The organism is Citrobacter sp. Cb004 (genome assembly GCF_030337065.1).
In the GTDB taxonomy this organism is placed as follows: domain Bacteria; phylum Pseudomonadota; class Gammaproteobacteria; order Enterobacterales; family Enterobacteriaceae; genus Citrobacter; species Citrobacter braakii.
Map to the genome: position 1 here is coordinate 1 of NZ_JAOWCH010000022.1, position 255 is coordinate 255.

Annotated in this window: 1 tRNA gene; it reads left to right on the plus strand. The window is 53.3% G+C overall.

Going from position 1 to position 255, the window contains the following annotated elements:
• The first annotated feature begins 178 nt into the window (after positions 1 to 178).
• Positions 179 to 255, plus strand: a tRNA-Arg gene (locus OGV65_RS00125).

Consider the following 255-nt stretch of genomic DNA (forward strand, 5'->3'; position numbering starts at 1 on the left):
ACAGCAAAACTGTTGTTTCATGGTCTGCGAGATAATCGCGAGCACCAGGGAGGATAACGTTGCTTCAGCAACGGCCCACAGGGCGAGGCGCAGCCGAGTAATCCTCCCGGATGCACCATCTCTTACTTGATATCGCTCATTACGATATCAATATCGGCAGTAAAGCAAGTTTCCCGATGCATCCGTAGCTCAGCTGGATAGAGTACTCGGCTACGAACCGAGCGGTCGGAGGTTCGAATCCTCCCGGATGCACCA